The sequence below is a fragment of the Luteitalea sp. genome (assembly GCF_044337415.1).
Classification (GTDB): Bacteria; Acidobacteriota; Vicinamibacteria; order Vicinamibacterales; family Vicinamibacteraceae; genus Luteitalea.
Genome location: NZ_JBIINP010000281.1, coordinates 1 through 4,413, shown reverse-complemented (window position 1 = coordinate 4,413; position 4,413 = coordinate 1). Strand labels below are relative to the sequence as shown.

General features: G+C 70.1%; 4 protein-coding genes. 1 reads left to right on the top strand and 3 read right to left on the bottom strand.

Features of this window, described 5'->3' with window-relative positions:
* From ACIRDX_RS20905 to ACIRDX_RS20895, 3 genes are all read right to left on the bottom strand, one after another.
* On the bottom strand, nt 1-869 hold an 869-nt coding region (locus ACIRDX_RS20905; RefSeq protein ID WP_396627371.1), incomplete at its 3' end, for a nitrilase-related carbon-nitrogen hydrolase.
* Nucleotides 870-964: 95 nt separating this feature from the next.
* The gene (locus ACIRDX_RS20900) at nt 965-2,377 is read right to left on the bottom strand and encodes a hypothetical protein (RefSeq protein ID WP_396627370.1); all 1,413 of its coding nucleotides are present in this window, start codon (nt 2,375-2,377) and stop codon (nt 965-967) included.
* Between the two features lie 180 nt (nt 2,378-2,557).
* Nucleotides 2,558-3,418 (bottom strand): SDR family oxidoreductase, encoded by an 861-nt coding sequence (locus ACIRDX_RS20895; RefSeq protein ID WP_396627369.1) that lies wholly within the window; start codon nt 3,416-3,418, stop codon nt 2,558-2,560.
* 219 nt (nt 3,419-3,637) lie between these two features.
* Between ACIRDX_RS20895 and ACIRDX_RS20890 the strand changes: the two genes are divergently transcribed.
* Nucleotides 3,638-4,413, top strand: a 776-nt coding sequence (locus tag ACIRDX_RS20890) for a cation-transporting P-type ATPase (RefSeq protein WP_396627368.1), incomplete at its 3' end; no start/stop codon positions are given.

Genomic DNA, 4,413 nt, shown 5'->3' with positions numbered 1-4,413 from the left:
AGCAGGCCGTAGAGCTCGGGGCGCCGCATGCGCCAGGTGTACTCGAATGCGGCGCGGGCAGCGACCTGGGCCGCGCACTCGAGGTCGATCACCAGCAGGTGCGGCCCCGGCGCGTCGGCCCCGTGGCGCGCAATCACCTCGCCGGTGGGCGCGACGGCCATGGCGCCGCCGCCGAACTTCTGCGTGAGGCCCGCGAACGCGACCTCCCCCGCCACGTTGCATGCCAGACCGAAGACACCGTTCTCGCGGCAGCGCGCCTGCAGGGTCGGCCCGGCCCACTTCGCCCAGCCCGACGGATTGACGGGCGGCGGGTCCGCCGCGAACGGGAACAGCACGATCTCGGCCCCCTGCACGGCGAGCAGTCGCACGGACTCGGGCAGGAAGGCGTCGATGCAGATGGTGATGCCGATGCGCCCGATCGGCGTGGACACGACCGGTGGCACGCCGCCCCCGGCGTAGAAGGGATGCTCGAACAGCGGCACGTGCATCTTCCGCCACGCGCCAAGCAGCCCGTGCGGTCCGACCAGCACGTGGGTGTTGTGGAGCTGCGCGCCGGCATCCTCGAGCAGGCCTGCGGCAATCAGCAGCCCCGTGTCGCGGGCGATCGTGCAGAGGTGGCGCACGGCCGGGCCATCGAGGGGCTGCGCCAGTCGGCGCGCGCCGAGCAGCGCCTCGCGGAGCCACACGGCGTGATGGCCATCGGGATGATTCGGGATGAAGCCGGTGAGCGAGAGCTCCGGCGTCAGCAGCAGCGACGCACCGGTCTGTGCGGCGCGATGCGCCCACATGCCGATCCGCTCGATGTTGTCGTCGATTTCGTCCGGCCGTCCCTCGAGCGGCGCGGCGGCGACCCGCACGTGCTGCAGCATGGAGCGAGTCTACGCCCGGAGGCCTACCCGTCCACAAGCCATCGAAAGACAGGTCGCCACGGGCGCGGCGAGGCCGGGCCCGTGGCGCACCGAGGTCACTTCTTCTTCAGGTTCGCGCAGCGGGGGTCGCTGGGCGGGGCTTCCTTCTTGCGTCCGAAGCGCCCGAGCAGGCGCCCGCCCGGGATGGCGTCGGCGACCGACGGCTTGTCGGCCTCCTGCTTGGCCAGCGCCGCGCAGTACTCCTCGTCCGAGAGGGACGGGTCGGGCTTGCCCTTGGCCGACGTCCCCTCCCCCGACATCGCCGCCATGTCCATCACGCCCTCGGGCGAGATCATGTCCATGCGGATCGACTTGAAGCTCACGCGCGTGAACCACTCCTGATCCCACGTCACCTTGGGGTCGGCCGGACGGGCCGGGTGGATGAAGGTGGCTTCGTCGCCGTAGGCGGTGAACATGAGCAAGGAGCCGTTCTTGGTGGCCTTGATCACCTCGGCCGGCACGGCGCAATTGGTCGTCGACGGCGGCAGGACGGCCTTGAGCTCGATGAGGCGCTTCACCTCGGCTGGCGTGAGGTGCTCCATCTGGATGAACGTCGCGGGACGCTCGGCCGACGACCACATCACGAAGTTGGCCGACTCGTCGTCCACCTTCTCGGGGGCCATGACGCCCAGCGAGTAGCCTGTGGCCCGCGCCTGCCCGTTCCACTTCACGGCGATGGCGCCCGACGGCTGGACGGCGGTGGAGGTGTACTTCACCGGCTCCATGAACGTGCGGTCGGCCGGCAGCGTGAAGTCGATCTTCGGCGTGTACGTGCCCTGGATCGAGTGCGGCCCGGCCAGCGTGGAGCCGATCGGGAAGGTCGCTTCGAGATCCCGGTTCTTCTTCTTGCGGTCCTCGTGCGGCCAGTCGCCGTACGTCTTCGAGTTGCCGGGCGTCGGGGTGCGGACGCCGCGTGCGCTCACCGAGGCCTGCAGGGCCTGCACCTCCGGGTCGTTCTCACCACGCATCAGCTTGTCGAACGTGAGGACGACCGGCTGGCCTGGACCCGCCTTCTCGCCACAGCCCCAGTAGAAGGTGATTTGCCCCTTGGGCTGCTTGTACGTGCCGGGGGTGCCGGGACTGGACTTCCCCGGCTCGGGCGTCTGCAGGTAGATGGGCTTGTTGACCTGGGCCCCGGCCGGAAACGTGTGGAAGGCCTCGGGTTCCCCCGTAGGCGCCAGCGTCGACCCGAGCTTGAGCTCCAGGGTCTGGCTCGCCGTCGGGATCCCCTGCGTGGCCATCTTCATGAGCGAGCCCATCGACGGGCGACCGCCGTTGGCCAGCCCCCCCATCGCCATGACACCCGCGCCGGTGGTGGCGCCCACCCAGTACCGTGCCTCGGGCGGCGTCACTTCCTGCTCGGGCGCCGCCTTGGGCGCGGCCTTGGGCGCCTGTGCGAGGCCCGAGACACCCCAGGAAATGGCGATTACTGGAACGGCCGCGACGAGCACGGCCATGGTTCTCCGCATGATCAGTCCTTTCCTCGACAACGCAGGCCCCCGACACCGGGCCTTCCCGCAGATCAACGCCCGGCAACGGGCCCACGAACGGAAGTGGTCGCCAACGGGCGGTTCGTGACCGGACAGGGCAGAAGAACGGCTACAGGCTACAGGCTGCAGGCTGCCTGTAGCCTGTGGCCGCTGTACTCCTCACGCCCGCCAGGCGGCCGCGCACTCCTCGGCGAAGGCGCGGAACGAACGAGGCGGATGCCCCAGCAGCGTCGTCAGGCGCTCCACGGCGCCCGGGGCGGCGTGCAGGCCCGCCTCCTGGAAGTGCGCGTACATGTAGCGGAAGTCGAACACCATCCAGTCGGGGAGCATCGACAGGGCCTGCGCCTCCCATGCGTCGAGGTCGTTGCCGCCGTAGGCAATGGGCTTGCCGAGCACCTCGCTCCACACCGCGGCGATCGCCGTACCGTTCAGGACCTCCGGCCCGACAACGTCGTACACCTGACCCGCGTGTCCCGGCTGCGTGAAGGCGATGGCCGCGGCCTCGCCGATGTCGCGGACATCGACGCGCGACGTGCCCACCTCGCCGATCGGCTGTGGGTAGACGCCGTACTGCTGCATGACGTCCTTGTACCAGTAGTCGTTCTGGAAGAAGTTGTCGGGCCGCAGGATCGTGTACGCGAGCCCCGAGGCCTTGAGCGCCGCCTCGATACCGACCTTGGCGCCGAAGTGCGGCAGCCAGGGCGCCGTGTCGGCGTGATGCACCGACAGGTACACCACGTGCTTCACGCCGCTGCCGCGCATCGCGGTGATCGCCAGCAGCGCCTCCTGCGACTCGGTCGGGCTGACGGCGTTGAGCAGGAACACGCCGTCGACGTCGGTGAACACCTTGCGAAGCGTCGCCACCTCGAGCAGGTTGCCCGCCACCGCCGTCGCACCGGCCGGGATGCGCGCCTTGGCGGGATCGCGCGTCAGCACCTGCACGTCGACGCCGCGTGCCAGCAATTGCTCGACGACCTGTGACCCCACCGTACCCGTGCCGCCGGTGACCAGTACTCGCATGTGTCCTGCCTCCAGAAGTACGCGACGCCCACGAGCGCCGCATCACCGTGATCTTCGCACGGCACTGTCCGCCCTGACGCTGTGTCAGACAACACACGCGCGTGTGGATCGGCGTGCTACGCTTCGCCGCGACGTCGGGCCCGCCGGCGAGGGCCCGTGGCGCGATTCGCTCGCCACAGGCACCGGACGACCGGCCGCGGCAGACGACAGGGAGGCCGCGTGAGCGTCCGCCACACCACCACCGCGTACTGGGCGCGCGATGTCGTCGAACTCGCCGCCTCCCTCGAGTCCGGTCCACGCGGGCTCACGCCGGCACGGGCTGCCGAGCGACTGGCGACGGTCGGCCCCAACACCGTCGAGGACGCCGAGCGGCTCGGCCCACTGCGGCTGCTGTGGCGACAGGTCGAGAGCCCGCTCGTCCTCATCCTGATCTTCGCCGCCGCGGTCTCGCTCGGCCTGTCCGAGTGGGTCGACGCCGCCATCATCCTCGCGATTGTCGTCGGCTCCACGCTGCTGGGCTTCTCGCAGGAATACCGCGCGTCGGCGGCTGTCGAGGAGTTGAAGAAGCGACTCGCCCTCACCTGTCGTGTGCTGCGCGATGGCGTCGAGACGACCGTCCACGCCGAGGACCTCGTGCCGGGCGACGTGCTCGTGCTCTCGGCGGGCAACCTGATCCCTGCCGACGGACGGATCCTCGAGGCGAAGGATTTCCTCGTCTCCGAGGCGAGCATGACGGGCGAGTCGTTCCCCGTCGAGAAGCAGCCAGGCGTCGTGCCCGAGGACGCGCCACTCGCGCAACGCACCAACGTCGTGTTCCTCGGCGCCTCCGTCCGCAGCGGCACGGCCACCGTGCTCGTCGTCGAGACCGGTCGCCGCACGGCATTCGGCGCCATCGCCGCCCGCCTGCGCGCACGCGAACCCGAGACCACCTTCGCACGCGGACTCCGACAGTTCGGCTACCTGCTCATCCGGGCGATGGTCGTCATCGTCCTGTC